Raw genomic sequence first — 16,586 nt, 5'->3', positions numbered from 1 at the left:
GAAATACAGCCACGCGTCGTCGGCCGTCGTGGCGCGCACCGCTCTCGAACAGGGTTCCGCACAGCGTCTTCGCGCGAGCGTGACGTGCACGCCTTCCGGCGCCGCACGCTCCCCGGACGCCCGCCCGTGGGCCGTCGGCCGCGGCTCCGGATAGCGAACGCGCGCCACCGGCCAACGGACTGAATTCGGCCAACTACTGATGCGCACCTGACAACAGGTGCTCTCCGGTGCCACTCTTCCCCTCAACCGTCGCACGACTTTCAACAAGGCGACGGTTTCTCTTCACGCAACACCCGTTGTGCACAGCCCAGTTCTGCGTTCCGCCTTGCTCTGCCCGGACGGCGACCCAACCGCCCGGTAGCTCTGGCCGCGCATCCCGCGGCCGCGCAGAAGGAGTCCGTGTTGAGAAACACCTCCCACAGACACACCCCCCGCACTCGTTCGGTCCGCACCCGCGCGACCGCCGCCGGTGCTCTCTCCGCCGTTGCCGCGCTCCTGGCCGTGGCTGTTCAGGCAGGCCCCGCATCGGCCGACGACCCGGCCGTCAAGGCGAGCCCCGCGGCGGCCCAGAAGCTCGGCAAGGTCGACCCCGGCGCCCTGGCCGCCAAGCTCTCCCCCGCCCAGCGCGCGGAGCTCCTCCGCGACGCCAACGCCACCAAGGCGCAGACGGCGAAGGACCTGAAGCTCGGCGCCAAGGAGAAGCTGGTCGCCCGCGACGTCACCAAGGACCGTGACGGGACCGTCCACACCCGCTACGAGCGCACCTACGACGGCCTGCCCGTACTCGGCGGCGACCTCGTGGTCGACACCGCGAAGTCCGGGAAGACCGAGGGCGTCACCAAGGCGGTGAAGGCGCAGCTCAAGGGCGTCGACACGAGCGCCGGCATCAAGGCGTCGGCCGCCGAGAAGCAGGCGCTCGGTGCGGCGAAGGCCGCGGGTTCGAAGAAGACCGACGCGGACCGGGCGCCCCGCAAGGTCGTGTGGATGGCCAAGGGCAAGCCGACCCTCGCGTACGAGACCGTGGTCGGCGGGCTGCAGCACGACGGCACCCCGAACGAGCTGCACGTCATCACGGACGCCGCCACCGGCAAGAAGCTCTTCCAGTGGCAGGGCATCGAGAACGGCACCGGCAACACGCAGTACAGCGGCCAGGTGACGGTCGGATCCGTCCAGTCGGGCTCCTCGTACAACCTGACCGACTCGGGCCGCGGCAACCACAAGACGTACAACCTGAACCGCAGCACGTCGGGCACCGGCACGCTCTTCTCCGGTCCGGACGACATCTGGGGCAACGGGCAGCCCGCCAACCTGGAGACCGCCGGCGCGGACGCCGCCTACGGCGCCCAGCTCACCTGGGACTACTACAAGAACGTGCACGGCCGCAGCGGCATCCGCGGCGACGGTGTCGGCGCGTCCTCGCGGGTCCACTACGGCAACAACTACGTCAACGCCTTCTGGCAGGACTCCTGCTTCTGCATGACGTACGGCGACGGCACGGGCAACGCCAAGCCGCTGACCTCCATCGACGTGGCGGCCCACGAGATGACGCACGGCGTCACCTCGGCGACCGGCAACATGACGTACAGCGGCGAGTCCGGCGGCCTGAACGAGGCGACGTCCGACATCTTCGCGGCGGCCGTGGAGTTCAACGCCAACAACGCCCAGGACAAGGGCGACTACCTCGTCGGCGAGAAGATCGACATCAACGGCGACGGCTCCCCGCTGCGCTACATGGACAAGCCCTCCAAGGACGGCGCGTCCAAGGACGCCTGGTACTCGGGCATCGGCAACATCGACGTGCACTACTCGTCCGGTGTCGCCAACCACTTCTACTACCTGCTGAGCGAGGGCAGCGGCCAGAAGGAGATCAACGGCGTCCAGTACGACTCGCCGACCTCCGACGGCCTGCCGGTGACCGGCATCGGCCGCGACAAGGCGTCGCTGATCTGGTTCAAGGCGCTCACCACGAAGTTCACCACGACCACCAACTACGCGGCGGCCCGCACCGGGACGCTCGCGGCGGCCGGTGAGCTGTACGGCACCACCAGCAACGAGTACAAGGCCGTCGCCCACGCCTGGGCGGCCGTGAACGTCGGCAGCCGTCCGGGCGGCGAGGAGCCCCCCGGGACGTCCTTCGAGAACACCACGGACGTCAACATCCCGGACGCCGGCGCCGCGGTGACCTCCTCCGTCAACGTCACCGGCCGCACCGGCAACGCGCCGAGCGCCCTCAAGGTCGGCGTCGACATCGTGCACACGTGGCGCGGTGACCTGAAGGTCGACCTGCTCGCTCCCGACGGGACGGTCTACCCGCTGAAGCCGGCCAGTTCCTCCGACTCGGCGGACAACGTCAAGGAGACGTACACGGTCAACGCCTCCTCCGAGGTGGCCAACGGCACCTGGAAGCTGCGCGTCCAGGACGTGGCCCGGCAGGACACGGGCTACATCAACAGCTGGAAGGTCACCTTCCCGTAAGCCCACCGCACCAGCAGACGGCGCCGCCCCGGGTGACTCAACTCCCCGGGGCGGCGCGCTTTTTGCTGCTCAGAGACAGTTCACACGCTGTTCGCAATGCGTGCGTCGACTCCCGCTCAACGAACTATTTCCGGCCAACATGCGATCAACTGATGACATGTACCTGGCTCGAATGACACTCTTCCCTCGCACCACACACGAGTCACACCCGCACCGCATCTTTCATGCCCGGACGGACACCCACACCGCCCGGGCCCCCCACAGAAGGAGCCTGCGTGACCCCCCACATATCCCGTAAGCGTTCGATGCTGGCGATCTCCACCGCGGTCGCCGCCGGAGCGCTGCTCGCCGCCGGTCTGACCACCGGCGCCTCCGCGCAGCCCGTCTCCGCGTCCGGCGCACCCGTCAGCCTCTCGGCGTCGGCCCGCGCGGACCTGCTGCAGGACGCGAACGCGGACAACGCCGCCACCGCCGACAAGATCGGCCTCGGCGCCAAGGAGAAGCTGGTCGTCCGCGACGTCGTCAAGGACGCCGACGGCACCACGCACACCCGCTACGAGCGCACCTACGACGGCCTGCCCGTCCTCGGCGGCGACCTCGTCGTGCACACCGCCAAGAGCGGCAAGGTGAAGAGCGTCACGAAGGCCACCAAGGCCACGGTGAAGGTCGCCTCCACCGACGCGAAGCTCGGCAAGTCGGCCGTCGCCAAGTCGGCCGAATCGACCGCCGCCAAGGCCAAGACCACCAAGGCCGACGCGCAGGCGCCGCGCAAGGTGATCTGGGCCGCCGAGGGCAAGCCCGTCCTCGCGTACGAAACCGTCGTCACCGGCGTGCAGAAGGACGGCACGCCCAGTCGGCTGCACGTCATCACCGACGCCGCGACCGGCAAGAAGCTCTTCGAGCGTCAGGCCATCGAGAACGGCACCGGCAACAGCCAGTACAGCGGCAAGGTCGAGATCGGCTCCAAGAAGGGCAGCAGCGGCTTCGACCTGACCGACGACTCGCGCGGCGGCCACTCCACGTTCAACCTGGAGAACGGCCAGGGCGAGGGCAAGCTCTTCACGGACGACGACGACACGTGGGGCACCGGCAAGCCGGACGACGCCCAGACCGCCGCCGTCGACGCCGCCTACGGCGCCCAGGTCACCTGGGACTACTACAAGAACGTCCACGGCCGCGAGGGCATCAAGGGCGACGGCAAGGGCGCGACCTCCCGCGTCCACTACGGCGACTCGTACGTCAACGCCTTCTGGGACGACAGCTGCTTCTGCATGACGTACGGCGACGGCGAGGGCAACAAGAAGCCCCTCACCTCGATCGACGTCGCGGCCCACGAGATGTCGCACGGCGTCACCTCAGCCACCGGCAACATGGAGTACAGCGGTGAGTCCGGCGGCCTGAACGAGGCCACCTCGGACATCTTCGGCTCCTCCGTCGAGTTCAACGCCAAGAGCCCCGAGGACATCGGCGACTACCTCATCGGCGAAGAGATCGACATCAACGGCGACGGCTCCCCGCTGCGCTACATGGACAAGCCCTCCAAGGACGGCCAGTCCCTGGACAGCTGGAGCGCGGACGCGGGCAACGTCGACGTCCACTATTCCTCGGGCATCGCCAACCACTTCTTCTACCTGCTGTCCGAGGGCAGCGGCGCTAAGGAGATCAACGGCGTCAAGTACGACTCGCCGACCGCCGACGGCTCCAAGGTCGAGGGCATCGGCCGCGACAAGGCCGAGAAGATCTGGTTCAAGGCCCTGACGGCGTACTTCACGTCGACGACCGACTACAAGGCGGCCCGCGAGGGCACGCTGAAGGCGGCGACGGACCTCTACGGCGCGGACTCGGCCGAGGTCAAGGCCGTGGGCGCGGCGTGGACGGGCGTCGCGGTCAAGTAGGCACCACCCCGTAACGGGCGGCACCCGGAGGTACCTTCCTCCCTCCGGGTGCCGCCTTTCCGTGTCTCCCCTTCATCCGCTCCTGAACTCGCGGCTGTTGGCCCGGTTCTTCGCGATGTTCCGTGTCCTCCTGGTGCGGGCCGACCCGGCGACGACGGCGAGCACCGCCAGTGACCTCGACCATTCGGCGAGGTGGCGCTGCATCCAGTCCGTGACCTCCGCCAACTCGGCGGCCGTAGGCACATGACCGTCCTCGACGGACAGCCAGAACAGCCAGTCCTGGACGCGGCGGCGGATGAACCCGCGGAATGCCGCCACCCTGAGCCGGTCGGTCTCCGGCAGCAGCCCGTCCGCCCACTGCCGGAACCCGTCAGGTCCTGTCGCCTCCCGGGCGATCTCGTCCACGAGGGCGGCCACCGCCGTCCTGGCCCCGCTCTCGTCGGGGTCGCGCAGGATCGTGGCCACGACCGCGCGGTCCCGGTCGCGGTTCGGCGAGGACGCGGTCACCGAGACGACGCGCAGGTACACGGCCGTACGGGCGTGGTCGTCCGCGACGGCTTCATCGACGTCCACGTCGTGGATACCGGCCGCCGCCAGCAACTCGGCCACATCGGTGCGCAAGGTCATGTGCACCATCTTCCTGTCTCCGGCCCCTCTCACCGCATCAGAACCCCCGCCTCCTCCCCCGTCGCCTCGGAGGGCACCGCCACGAGACCCAACTCCGCGGCTCCCCCGGAGAGCAGGCGGTGTGCGGGCAGGATCCGTACCGTGTAGCCGAAGGGTCCCGTGCGGTCCAGCGCGAGCGGCCCCTCGTACACCCGCCGCCCCTCCACGTCGGGCCCGCTGACCGGCTTCAGCGGCATCGGAGCGGGGTCGGTGAGGTGGTCCTCCGGGTCGACGCGGCCCGCGACGGCCTGTACCTCCACGTCGTCCGGGGACAGGTCACCGAGGTGCACCCGCACCCGGAGGGAGAGCGTGGCGCCCAGTTCGGCGGTGGCGCCGCTCGCCGACGCCTCGACGTGGTCGACGGCGACCCGCGGCCAGGCCGCCCGGACCCGCGCCTTCCAGGAGGCGAGCTCACCCGCGGCGGTGGCGTCCAGCGCACGGTGGGCGCGCGCGGCGGGCGCGTACAGCTGCTCCACGTACTCGCGCACCATCCGGCCCGCGAGGACCTTCGGGCCCAGCCGGGTCAGGGTCCTGCGGACCATCTCGATCCAGCGGTCGGGCAGGCCGCCGGGGCCCTGTTCGTAGAAGCGCGGCGCGACGCGGCGCTCCAGGAGGTCGTAGAGCGCGGCGGCCTCCAGGTCGTCGCGGCGGTCGTCGTCGGTGGCGGCGCCGTCCGCGGTCGGGATGGCCCAGCCGAAGTCCGGCTCGAACCATTCGTCCCACCAGCCGTCCAGGACCGAGAGGTTGAGGCAGCCGTTCAGGGCCGCCTTCATCCCCGACGTCCCGCACGCCTCCAGCGGCCGGAGCGGATTGTTCAGCCACACGTCGCAGCCCGGATAGAGCTTCTGCGCCATCGCCATGCCGTAGTCCGGCAGGAACACGATGTGCCGGCGCACCCGCGGGTCGTCGGTGAACCTGACCAGCTCCTGGATGAGCCGCTTGCCGCCGTCGTCCGCCGGGTGCGCCTTGCCCGCGACGACGATCTGCACGGGCCGCTCCGGGTGGCGAAGCAGCTCCATCAGCCGGTCGCGGTCGCGCAGCATCAGCGTGAGGCGCTTGTACGAGGGGACGCGGCGGGCGAAGCCGACGGTGAGGACGTCCGGGTCGAGGACGCCGTCGATCCAGCCCAGCTCGGCCGTGGCTGCGCCGCGCTGCCGCCACGAGTCGTGCAGGCGCCGCCTGACCTCGTCCACCAGCTGCTCGCGCAGGGTGCGGCGGAGTTCCCAGATGTCGGCGTCCTGGATGTCGGCCACCGCGTCCCACCGGTCGGAGCCGCCGACGGAGAGGGCGTCCTCGGTGCGCCGTTCGCCGATCTGCCGGGCGCCGAGCCGGAAGACCTCGGGAGCCACCCAGGTCGGGGCGTGCACGCCGTTGGTGATGGAGGCGATCGGCACCTCCTGGGCGTCGAAGCCCGGCCACAGGCCCGCGAACATCTGGCGGCTCACCGAGCCGTGCAGGGTGCTGACGCCGTTGGCGCGGCTGCCGAGCCGCAGGCCCATCACCGCCATGTTGAAGAGGTTGGGCTCGCCTCCCGGGTACGTTTCCATGCCGAGCCGCAGGACGTCCCCCGCGTCGATGCGGGGCAGCTCGGCGCCGGGGCCGAAGTGGCGGGCGACGAGCTCGCGGTCGAAGCGGTCGATGCCGGCGGGCACGGGCGTGTGGGTGGTGAAGACGGTTCCGGCGCGCACGCTTTCGAGCGCGGCGTCGAAGCCGATGCCTTGGTGGGCGAGTTCATGGATGCGTTCGAGGCCGAGGAATCCGGCGTGGCCCTCGTTCGTGTGGAAGACCTCGGGCTCGGGGTGCCCGGTCAGCCCGCAGTACGCGCGGACCGCCCGCACCCCGCCGATGCCGAGCAGCATCTCCTGGAGCAGCCGGTGCTCGCTGCCGCCGCCGTAGAGCCGGTCGGTGACGTCGCGCTCGCCGGGCTCGTTCTCCTCGACGTCCGAGTCGAGCAGGAGCAGCGGGACCCGGCCGACCTGTGCCTGCCAGACGTGGGCGCGCAGCGACCGGCCGCCGGGCAGCGCCAGCGCCACGATGGCGGGGGCGCCGTCGGCCTCGCGCAGCAGGACGAGGGGGAGCTCGTTGGGGTCGAGGACCGGGTAGTGCTCCTGCTGCCAGGCGTCGTGGGACAGCGACTGGCGGAAGTAGCCGTGCCGGTAGAGCAGTCCGACGCCGATGAGCGGCACGCCGAGGTCGCTCGCGGCCTTCAGGTGGTCACCGGCGAGGATGCCGAGGCCACCGGAGTACTGCGGCAGGGCGGCCGTGATGCCGAACTCGGGCGAGAAGTAGGCGACGGCGCGCGGCAGCGGCCCTTCGCCACCTGCCTGCTCCTGGTACCAGCGCTCCCCTTCCCCGTACGCGCGGAGGTCGTCGGCCGCCTCGCCGAGCCGCCGCAGGAAGTCCTCGTCGCGCGCGAGCTCGTCGAGCCGGGCGGGCGGCACCTCGCCGAGGAGCCGCACGGGGTCACAGCCGGACGCCTCCCACAGCCTCGGGTCGACGGACTTGAACAGGTCACGGGTGCGCGGATGCCAGGACCAGCGCAGATTGCGGGCCAGCTCGGAGAGCCGGCCGAGGGGCTCGGGAAGGACGGGACGAACGGTGAATCGACGGATGGCCTTCACAGCGACTCCACCTCTAGGGGGAATGCGTTACAGATCGACCTACGCGTCGACGGTAGCGGTGACCGGGCCCCGGCAACTACGGCGCACGGACGGGCGCGAAAGCGGCGGGCGCCCGTCGGGGGACGCTCCGACCGCCCCGCCGCACCGGCGGTAATCTGCAACCTGCCGTGCGAACACGGCACTTGGCGGACGAATGCCGGGCAACAGCGGCAACGGGGGAGCGGGCGGATGATCGGGCAGCTGCGGGAGTCGTCCCCGCCGCGCATAGGGCCGTACGAGACGCTGGCCCGGCTCGGCGCGGGCGGCATGGGTGAGGTCTTCCTCGCGGCGCCCGGGCCGCACGAGCCGGGCCGCCCCTACGACCCGGACGCGCTCGTCGCCGTGAAGGCGATCCGTGAGGACATCGCGGGCGACGCGGCGTTCCGCGCCCGGTTCCGGCGCGAGATCTCCGTCGCTACGTCCGTCGACAGCCCGTACGTGGCCCGGCTCGTCGCCGGTGACGCGGACGCCGGGCAGCCGTGGCTCGCCACGGAGTACGTCGCCGGGCCGAACCTCGCCGAAGCGGTGCGACGGCACGGCCCGCTGCCGGCCGCCTCCGTCGCCCGGCTCGGCGCGGGGGTGGCCCGCGCGCTGACCGCGGTGCACGCGGCCGGCGCCCTGCACCGCGACCTGAAGCCCGCCAACGTGCTGCTCGGCGCGGACGGCCCCAAACTCATCGACTTCGGCGTGGCGCGGGCGCTCGGCGCGACCACGATGACCTCGACGGGCCTGCTGGTCGGCACGCCCGGCTTCATGTCCCCCGAGCACGTGGCGGGCGGCCGCCACGTGGTGCCCGCCTCCGACGTGTTCTGCCTGGCGTCGGTCCTCGCCTACGCGGCAACGGGCGATGACCCCTTCGGCGACGGTCCTGTGGCGGCGGTCCTGTACCGCGTGTCGCGGGCGGAGGCGCGGCTGGAGGGCGTGCCGGAAGCGCTGCGTAAGCTCCTCGCGACCTGTTTGTCGCGTGAGCCCGGGGAGCGGCCGGGGGCGGAGGACATCGCGGCGGGGTTGGAGGCGTTGCGCGGGGACGGGGGTGAGGGTGACTGGCCCGAGGACGTTCTCGGAGGGATCGCCGACGCTCGGCGCGACGTCGAGCAGCTGTGTGCTTCGGGGCGGCCGCTGCTGCCCCTGCCCCCGGTGCCCGCCGGTCCCGGCCGTCCCGCGACGCAGACTCCCACGCGTACGCCCACGGCGTTGAGCACTCCGGCCCCCGCGTCCGGGCCGGACGGCGCACCCGTCCCGCCCGTCCCGCCCGGCCCGGACGTCCACGGGATGCCCACCATGAGCTCGGCCGCCCCCGCTGCCGCCGCACCGCCCCGCCGTGGGATCGGGCGCCGCGGTGCCGTGCTCACCGTGGCCGCCGTGGCCGTGGCGGGCGCCGTCGTCGGCGGGGTGCTCGCCGTGATGGGGCCCGAGTCCGGCTCGGGGGAGGGATCGGGCCAGGGTTCTGGCTCCGATTCCAGTTCCGGTTCCGGTTCCGGTTCCGACGCGGGTGGTGGCACGTCCGGCGGGTCCGCCGCCCCCGGCGCCGCGCGACCGAGTCTCTCCCCCGCCCGGCTCGTCGCCACCGCCGGAGTCGACGCGGGCGGCACCGACGACCGCAGCGGCCAGGTACCGCAGTACCAGGCGCAGCGCCCCAAGGGCTGGAAACCGTGGCGCGCCGAGTTCGGGCACGCGACGATGGGGTGTGCCGCCGACACCGAGGCGGTCGTGTGTCTGCTCACCAACGGCACGTACGAGGCGCGCAGCGCCGTCGACGGGCACCGCCTGTGGACGTCGGACGGCCGCGACGCGCAGGACGACGGGGTGGGCGGCGAGGCGTACATCAGCCCGTCCGGGGCCTTCTTCACCCCGGGCGACGAACAGGCGCCGACCGTGCGCGGCGGAACGGCCGTCATCGCGTACAAGGGCCGCGTGCAGGTCCGCGACTCGAAGAGCGGCGACGTGCGGTGGACGGCGAGCACCCCGGCGGGCAAGCGGGCCACGTCCGCCCTGCTCACCGACGACCACCTGATCGTCTCCTCCGAAGGTTCCATGGAGGGCACGGACGGCACAGAAGGGCCGACGGGCGCCACGGTCCAGGCGTTCCCCGTCGAACACGGCGGCGCCCCCGTGTGGACGTACGACCTCAGCGAGAAGACGCTGTCCAAGGCGGAGGAGGGCAACTACACCGCCGTAGTCGTCCACGACGGTCTGGTCTACGCCGACTCCCGGGACGGCGTCGTCGCCATCGACGAGAAGAAGGGCGACCGTGTGGGCGGCGCCTTCGACGACGGCCAGTGCCGTTCCCTCATGGCCGACACCCGGGGAACCGCGGACACGGACGACGACCAGATCCTCTGCGCCCACGTGCTCAACGGCACCGGTGACATCGACGATCCGACCGCCGATCCGCAGACCCGCGTGACCCGCCTGGACGCCCGCACGCTCGCCGTCGAGGGCACGTTCGGCTTCAAGGCCCCGCCGACCGGCCCGGACGGACACCCCGGCGCGGACATCGTGGTGAGCGCGGTGTCGCCCCGCGCGGCCGTCGCGTACGACACGGCGCGCGAGAAGCTGCTCGTCGCCGACCCGAAGAACGGCAGGGTCACCCGCCGCGAGCCGATCTCCGTGGTCGACTACGTCATCGAGCGGCCCGTGTCCTCCGGCGCGCTCCTCATCGGCGACCGCGCCCTGACCGCCGACAACACCACGCTGCGGACGGTGCCGCTGACGGCGGCGGGCGAGGTCCGCTCCGTGCGGGTCCCCGGCGCCCCGGGCAACCGCGTCGCGAAGCCGCCGGAGGACCTGGGCACGGTGGTCGCCGACCAGCCGAAGCCGCCGACGGTCCTGCCGTTGGGCGGGGTCGCGACGATCGTGTACGACCAGGGGACGGTCGTCTCGGTCGAGCTGCCCTCCTGAGTCTCCCCGGCCCGCCCCGGCTCCAACTGCCGTACGCAGACCACCCCTTGGAGGATCCGTGCTCGACCCCCTGTCCGGGCCGCCGCGCCAGGTCGGCCCGTACCGGCTGCTCGCCCTCATAGGCGCCGGCGGCATGGGCGAGGTCTACCTGGCCCGCGAGCAGCGGCCCGGCGCACCGCTCGTCGCGGTCAAGACCGTCCGGCCGGACCTGGACATCGACCGGGAGTTCCGGATCCGGTTCCGCCGGGAGATCGCGGCGGCGCGCGCGGTCCCGGGCCCGGGCACGGCGGCGCTGCTCGACGGGGACGCGGACACCGAGGTGCCGTGGCTGGCGACCGAGTACGTCGCCGGGCCCTCGCTCGCGGACGCGGTGCGCCGCTGCGGGCCGCTCCCCGCCGACGCGGTCCGCGCGATCGGCGCAGGACTCGCCCGCGCGCTGGCCGCCGTGCACGCCGCGGAGGTCCTGCACCGCGACCTCAAGCCCGGCAACGTGCTCCTCACCCGTGACGGCCCCACCCTCATCGACTTCGGCATCGCGCAGGCCTTCGACGCGACGGCGCTGACGACGGCCGGGATGGTCGTCGGCACACCCGGGTTCATGGCGCCCGAACAACTGGAGGGCAGCCACGCGGTGGTGCCCGCGTCGGACGTCTTCACGCTGGGCGCGGTGCTCTGCTTCGCGGCGACGGGGCGCGGGCCGTTCGACGACCAGGAACTGGCCTCGGTGATCTTCCGCATCGCGCAGGGCGACGCGGACCTTTCGGCCGTGCCGGAGGGGCTGCGCACGGTGATCGCGGAGTGTCTGCGCCCGGCACCCGACGACCGGCCCACGGCGGTGGCGCTCGCGGACCGTCTGGCGGACGGCACCGGGCCGCCCGCCGTGCCGTGGCCCGCGCCGGTGCTCTCGCTCTTCGCCGAGCACCGGGAAGCGGTGGCACGGTGCGAACGGGCCACAGGGCAGGGGCTGTCGACCGGGCGGGCCGCACTCGCCGACGCGGCCACCGTTTCCGGGACGGAGCCGCCGCGGACCGCGCAGGCCCCCGTGGCCCGTCGGCGCCGCACGTGGTGGATCGTCGCCGCGGCGGCGGTGGCGGCCGCGGTGACCGTCACGGCGGTGCTCCTGCCGGGGGACGGCGACGAGAAGGCCGGTGGGAGCGGGAGCGGCCAGGGCCCCGGCGCCGCGGGCCCGTCCCGCTCGGGCTCCCCCGCCCCCCGCGTCGTCCCGGAGTACGGAAACGCGGGCCACTCGGGCGAGTTCGGCGCCGCGAAAGTCACCGCCTCCGCTCGCCCCGAGGGCTGGAAGCCCTGGTCGGTGCGGCGGCCGAAGGGCCTGGACGACCGGGGCAACGGCTGCGTACTGGTCGCCGCGAAGCTCGTCTGCCGGGACGGCAAGGGCGCCGCCACCGCCCTCGACGCCGCGACCGGCGCCCACCGCTGGACCTCGCGCGGCTTCCCGGTCACCGCCGACGGCCTCCGGCTCGTCCAGGAGCTGCCGCCCGTGAGCGACGGCGAGCGCGTGTACGTTCCGAGCGAGCGCGGCGTGATCGCCGTCGGCCTCGCCCGCGGTGCCGAGCGCTGGCGCAAGCCGACGGCGCCCGACACGGCCGTGATGGCCCTGACGTACGCGGACGGGGTCGTCTACACCGCCGAGTTCGGCTTCGCGGACGAGACGGCGGGCCCGAGCCGCGCCCGCGTCCGCGCCCGCCGCGCCGAGGACGGCCACGAACTGTGGACGTCGCCCGCGCTGCCCGCCAAGGTCCAGCACGCGCTGCTGGTGCGGGACGGCAAGGTGTACGCGGCCGTCGAGGGCAAGGGCGTCCTGACGCTCTCCACCACGGACGGCAAGGTCACCCGCCGCGCCCCGGAGCAGTCCTGCTACGGACTCCTCGCCCACCGCGGGTCGATCCTGTGCTGGGACCACGCCACCCCGGGCGTCCGCGAACTCGACCCCGCGAGCCTGGCCACCCGCCGCACGCTGGCACCCGGCCTGGAACCCGCGCTGCCACCGGTCGTGGGCGACGCGGACGTCCTCGTCGTGGCCACGGGAAGCCCCGACCCCGACGACCCGGTCACCCACACCATGACGGCCTTCGACTGGCGCACCGGCAAGCGCCTGTGGCGGTACGGAGGGCCGCAGCACACCGTGTCCCTCGCGCTGGCGGGCGAACGGGTGCTCGCCGTCGGGCTGTTCGAGCTGTGGGGCCGCTCCACGGAGGGCGACGTCGACTCCTACCGCAGGAAGGACGTCCCGCTGGCGGAGGGACGGACGGAGTACGACGATCCGCCGTCCCTGCGCTCCCCGCTGTACGTGGGCGGCGCCCTGTTCACCGCCACGGACGACGGGAGGATCCTCTCCGGCTACGCCCCGTAGCCGTACCGGCAGCGGTTCAGGCGTAGCGGTGTCCGGGCCAGTGCGGGTCGTCCCACCGGGAAGCGAGTCCGAGGCCGAGGAGCCGTACGCGGTGCAGGAGGTCCTCGGACGCGCCGTGGGCGCGGAGGCGGGCCGGTGCGTGGCGGACGAGCCAGGCGGAGAGCTTCTGCCGTTTCCGCTCGTCCTCCTCCCCCTCCGTCCAAGGGCTGTTGTCGCCGAGCAGCTCGTACTCCCACTCCGTGACCGCGAGAGCCAGGTGGCGGTCGGGGACGGGTCCCGTGGACCGCTCCCATATGCCGAGCCACGGCTCCGGCGTGCCGGACGCCTCGGTGCACAGCGCGAAGATCTCGTGCGCGGGCTCGGGCGGATCCGGCTGGGCGAGGGTCCACGTCCACCAGGCGCGCAGGAACTCCTCCACGGCCGCGGCCTGCTCGGCGGGCCACTCCTGCCACGCGCCCTCCGCCAGGAAGTGCCCGACCTCCGCCATGCCGTAGAGCGGCGGTACGACCAGGCCGTACACGAGGTGCACGGCGAGCTGCGGCAGGATGCGGCGCGTCATCGCGGGCTTGTCGCGCCAGTCGCAGACCTGCCAGGTGCGCGCCAGGAGTTCGGGGTCGAGCTCCACGCCCGGCACCCGCAGCAGCTCGACGTCCTCGTCGGGCCCCCAGTGGCAGTCGCACTGGACCTCGTCGGGGTGAGCGGTCTCTCCGCGGAGGGCGACGGCGAGGCCGTCCAGGGCGGCATCGAGCCGCGGTCGCGCCGGTGGGCGGGGGTCGACGTTCGTCATGACGTCTGCCTTCAGGTACTCCGGCGGCTGCCGCCTGCCGAAGAGCGCGACCTTACCCGACGTGTCCCCGGCACGCCTCCGCGATCACGGCCGTGTCCCAGTAGAAGGGCCGCACCTCGGTGATCCGTCCGGCCCGTACCGTGACCGTCTGGAGCATGGGGAAGGTGAGTTCGCGGCCCGTCGCGCGGGCGCGGGCCCGGATGTCGCTGTGGACGACCGCCGTTGGCCCCGTGGCGAGGAACTCCTGACTCGTGAGGGCGAAGGCCTCCCACGTCTCGCTCATCGCGAGGAAGAACCGCGCCATGCCGTCGTGCCCGCGCCACGTCCCGCCGTAGGGCAGGCCTTCGGCCTGGTGGAGGACGACCTCCGGCGAGAAGTACGGCGCGAGCAGGGCGAACGAGGCCCGGCCGGGGCCGCCCGCCGCCAGGTACCTCTCCTCCGCGGCGTACATGCCGGTCAGCACCCGCACGGAATCCGTCATGGTCGTGGCGTCCGAATGAGTAGTCATGTCCCCATCCGACCGTGCGGGCGCCTCCCACACCGGCGCTTTTCGGACCTCTGCCTCGCCGGGCGGCGGCCCCCGTACCGCCCCGTCCAGCCGCGCGCTCTCGCGCCGCCGGGCCTATGCGCACGGTTCAACGAGCCATACGGCATATGCGAATTCGGTCCGCTCTTGCCATTCATGGCGAGGCCGGTCTTGCATGCGCCCTTACGCACTAGTAGTTAACAAAGCGCCGGATTGCCCACCCGAAGGGTGTGGGAAGGCTCCTTCGGTACGCACTCGGCCCACCGGCCGGCACGCACCGCGGAACCTTCTCCAGCCCCCGTATCCGTGCAGCGGACAGGAGCGGTCAGACATGCCTCCAGGCTCAACCCCGCCGAGCTCGCCCAAGCATCCCACCATTCCCGTCCTGGACGTGCGCCCCGCCGTCCACGGCGGGCGAAAACCCGCGAAGGCGGTGCCGGGAGAGACGTTCCAGGTCACCGCCACCGTCTTCCGCGAAGGACACGAAGCGGTCGCCGCCAATGTCGTCCTGCGCGACCCCGAGGGGCGCCCCGGCCCGTGGACCCCCATGCGGGAGCTCGCGCCGGGCACCGACCGGTGGGGCGCCGACGTGACACCGGACGCCGAAGGGCGCTGGACCTACGCCGTGGAGGCGTGGGGCGACCCGGTCACGACCTGGCGCCACCACGCGCAGATCAAGATACCCGCGGGCATCGACACCGATCTGGTGCTGGAAGAGGGCGCCCGGCTCCACGAACGCGCCGCCGCCGGCATACCGGGCAGTGAGCGGGCCACCGTCCTCGGCGCCGCCGACGCACTGCGCGACACGGGCCGCCCACCGGCGGCCCGTCTTGCTGCCGCCCTCACCCCGGAGGTGCGGGGAGCCCTCGACCGCCACCCGCTGCGCGAACTCGTCACCCTGTCCGACGAGTTGCCGCTCCTCGCCGAGCGACGGCGGGCCCTCTTCGGATCCTGGTACGAGTTCTTCCCGCGCTCGGAGGGCGCCGTCGTCGAGAAGGGGGCGCCACCCGTCCCGGGAAACTTCCGCACGGCCGCCGCGCGGCTTCCCGCCATCGCCGAGATGGGCTTCGACGTGGTGTACCTGCCGCCGATCCATCCCATCGGCACCACCTACCGCAAGGGGCCGAACAACTCCCTGTCGGTGGGCCCCGACGACGTGGGAGTGCCGTGGGCGATCGGTTCGCCCGAGGGCGGTCACGACGCCGTCCATCCGGATCTGGGGACGCTCGACGACTTCGACGCGTTCGTGCGCCGCGCCGAGGGGCTGGGCCTCGAAGTGGCCCTGGACTTCGCGCTGCAGTGCTCCCCCGACCACCCGTGGGTGGAGAAGCACCCCGACTGGTTCCGGCGCAGGGCGGACGGCACCATCGCGTACGCCGAGAATCCGCCGAAGAAGTACCAGGACATCTACCCGCTCGCCTTCGACAAGGACATGCCGGGTCTCGTCGCGGAGACGGTACGGCTGCTGCGGTTCTGGATGGGGCACGGCGTACGCGTCTTCCGCGTCGACAACCCGCACACCAAGCCCGTCGTGTTCTGGGAGCAGGTGCTCGCCGACATCAACGGGACCGACCCCGACGTCATCTTCCTCGCCGAGGCGTTCACCCGGCCCGCGATGATGCAGACCCTCGCGGCCATCGGCTTCCAGCAGTCGTACACCTACTTCACCTGGCGGAACGGGAAGGACGAACTCACCGACTACCTCACCGAGTTGTCGCGGGACACCGCGCACTTCCTGCGCCCCAACTTCTTCGTGAACACCCCGGACATCCTGCACGCCTACCTCCAGGACGGCGGCCGCCCCGCCTTCGAGGTGCGGGCGGTGCTCGCGGCGACCCTGTCGCCGACGTGGGGCGTCTACAGCGGATTCGAGTTGTGCGAGAACACCCCCGTCCGGCGCGGAAGCGAGGAGTATCTGGACTCGGAGAAGTACCAACTGCGGCCCCGGGACTGGGAGTCGGCCGCGCGCAGAGGCGACACGATCGCACCGCTGATCACCGCGCTCAACCGCGTCCGGCGCGCGAGTCCCGCCCTCCGGCAACTCCGTGACCTGCACTTCCACGGGACCGATCAGGAGGCGGTGATCGCGTACTCGAAGAAGGCCGTAGACGAGCACGGTTCGAACATTGTTCTGGTGGTCGCCAACCTCGACCCTCACCACACCCAGGAGGCCACGGTCTCGTTGGACATGCCGCAACTCGGCCTCGACTGGCACGAGTCCGTGCCGGTGCGCGACGAGCTCACCGGCGAGACCTACCACTGGGGCAGGGCCAACTACGTGCGCCTGGATCCCGGCCGCGCGCCC

Annotated in this window: 9 protein-coding genes; 5 read left to right on the top strand and 4 right to left on the bottom strand. The window is 72.3% G+C overall.

Annotated elements, in window-relative coordinates; genetic code table 11:
* Positions 1-399: 399 nt before the first annotated feature.
* Both AC07DO_RS32880 and AC07DO_RS32875 read left to right on the top strand, forming a co-directional pair.
* A complete protein-coding gene (locus AC07DO_RS32880; RefSeq protein ID WP_479064933.1) occupies positions 400-2,475 on the top strand; it encodes a M4 family metallopeptidase in 2,076 nt (691 codons plus the stop codon).
* Positions 2,476-2,750: 275 nt separating this feature from the next.
* Positions 2,751-4,370, top strand: coding sequence for a M4 family metallopeptidase (locus AC07DO_RS32875; protein ID WP_479064931.1), 1,620 nt, complete (start codon positions 2,751-2,753; stop codon positions 4,368-4,370).
* Between the two features lie 72 nt (positions 4,371-4,442).
* Here the strand turns inward: AC07DO_RS32875 and AC07DO_RS32870 are convergent, their stop codons facing one another.
* Both AC07DO_RS32870 and glgP read right to left on the bottom strand, forming a co-directional pair.
* Positions 4,443-4,997, bottom strand: coding sequence for a hypothetical protein (locus AC07DO_RS32870; RefSeq protein ID WP_479064929.1), 555 nt, complete (start codon positions 4,995-4,997; stop codon positions 4,443-4,445).
* A 29-nt stretch (positions 4,998-5,026) separates the two neighbouring features.
* Positions 5,027-7,657 (bottom strand): alpha-glucan family phosphorylase, encoded by a 2,631-nt coding sequence (glgP, locus tag AC07DO_RS32865; RefSeq protein ID WP_479064927.1) that lies wholly within the window; start codon positions 7,655-7,657, stop codon positions 5,027-5,029.
* 228 nt (positions 7,658-7,885) lie between these two features.
* Here glgP and AC07DO_RS32860 point away from each other — a divergent pair, with 228 nt between their 5' ends.
* Both AC07DO_RS32860 and AC07DO_RS32855 read left to right on the top strand, forming a co-directional pair.
* Positions 7,886-10,597: a protein kinase domain-containing protein gene (locus AC07DO_RS32860; protein WP_479064925.1), complete on the top strand. Its 2,712-nt coding sequence runs from the start codon at positions 7,886-7,888 to the stop codon at positions 10,595-10,597.
* Positions 10,598-10,655: 58 nt separating this feature from the next.
* The gene (locus AC07DO_RS32855) at positions 10,656-12,968 is read left to right on the top strand and encodes a protein kinase domain-containing protein (protein ID WP_479064923.1); all 2,313 of its coding nucleotides are present in this window, start codon (positions 10,656-10,658) and stop codon (positions 12,966-12,968) included.
* 16 nt (positions 12,969-12,984) lie between these two features.
* Here the strand turns inward: AC07DO_RS32855 and AC07DO_RS32850 are convergent, their stop codons facing one another.
* Positions 12,985-13,755, bottom strand: coding sequence for a hypothetical protein (locus tag AC07DO_RS32850; protein ID WP_479064921.1), 771 nt, complete (start codon positions 13,753-13,755; stop codon positions 12,985-12,987).
* A gap of 52 nt (positions 13,756-13,807) precedes the next feature.
* Complete coding sequence (locus AC07DO_RS32845; RefSeq protein WP_479064919.1) at positions 13,808-14,263, bottom strand: nuclear transport factor 2 family protein; 456 nt, start codon at positions 14,261-14,263, stop codon at positions 13,808-13,810.
* A 349-nt stretch (positions 14,264-14,612) separates the two neighbouring features.
* Here AC07DO_RS32845 and AC07DO_RS32840 point away from each other — a divergent pair.
* Positions 14,613-16,586: alpha-1,4-glucan--maltose-1-phosphate maltosyltransferase (locus tag AC07DO_RS32840; protein WP_479064917.1), on the top strand; the 1,974-nt coding region annotated here is incomplete at its 3' end.

Source organism: Streptomyces sp. NPDC045678 (assembly GCF_056432085.1).
This window is presented reverse-complemented; position numbering and strand designations above follow the sequence as displayed.